Genomic DNA, 1,135 nt, shown 5'->3' with positions numbered 1-1,135 from the left:
GCGGCGTCAGGCGCAGGCGCGGCGTCGGCGGTGGATGGCGCAGCGGGCTCGGGCTCGGAGGCGGTCGGTGACGCGCTGTCAGGCGAAGGTGGCTCTTCGGGCGAGCCTTCGCGGGCAAGGGCGGCGGTGGGCGGTGGCGTGGCCTCGGGTCCGGCCGCAGGCGAAGCGTCCGTGAGGGCTGGGTCCGCGAGCGTCGCGTCCGGGGCGTCGGCGCGAGCCGGCTCACGCCCGGGGGTGGGCGGTAGGCTCGTTCTCTCCTGAACCACTCCGGGGTCTCCTCCGCCGAATCGCACGCCTGCTTGCGAAAACGCTACCGCCCCGCAGGGGCGGTCGAAGCCAGCGCAGCACCGGAAGATCGAAAGAATCGGCGTCTCACGCCCGGAGGCGGCAGGGTGATCCCGCGACCTACGGGACCACCCGGCGCACATGTCGGCCCTGCGCACGAGAGCGGGAAGAGGGCCCGGAAACCCTTCGGACCGGACCCGTCTCGTCGGCGGCGAGCTCGGAATTCCGTTGTCTACTGGGCTCCCGGACCCGTCCCGGGTCCAACCCCCCGCCCGGTTGGGGTGCCCCGACTCGACGGACCGACGGCCCTGCACCTGGCTGTGTGGACGGAGTCACACTCCGTCACGGACGCAGGATCCGACGATGTCAGAGACGGCCAACCGGCCAAGTCCCGTGCTGGACTGCGCAGCAAACTACCGACTCCACCTCAGATGTCAACCGTGTCCCGATCAGCAGAAACATCAAGTTTTCGCAGGTAGGACATGGGGGCGTAAGCCGGTCAAAGGTCATTAGAGGACGCCTGTGAGCGGCTCGGCAAGCCCCTCAGAGCCTGCGACAGCGGCCGCTCGTGCACCACTCCGAGCCTTTGCGTGGCGCGGGTGAGAGCAACATACAGGTCGCTCGGACCCCGTGGCGACTGGGCGGCGATGAGGTCCGGCTCGGCCACGATCACCGAGTCGAACTCCAGCCCCTTCGCGTCCGCCACCCCCATCACGGCCACCGGCGCGTCGAGGGCCGCCGCCGCCCCGGCCCGCCCCACGCCCGTCGCCACCGCCCCGGCCGGGTCCGTGCCGGACGACGCCGCCGCGCGTCCCGCCCCGGATCCCGGGTTCCCGGCGCGGCCCGGGCC

At 72.2% G+C, this 1,135-nt stretch carries 1 protein-coding gene; it reads right to left on the bottom strand.

What is annotated here, in order from left to right; all coding sequences use genetic code 11:
* Positions 1-784: 784 nt before the first annotated feature.
* A partial coding sequence (locus tag ACWDX9_RS63565) for an ATP-binding domain-containing protein (protein ID WP_449973495.1) occupies positions 785-1,135 on the bottom strand: 351 nt, incomplete at its 5' end.

It is taken from the genome of Nonomuraea sp. NPDC003201 (assembly GCF_053590415.1).
Note: the sequence above shows the minus strand (reverse complement) of the source record. Positions and strands in the feature narration are given on the sequence as shown.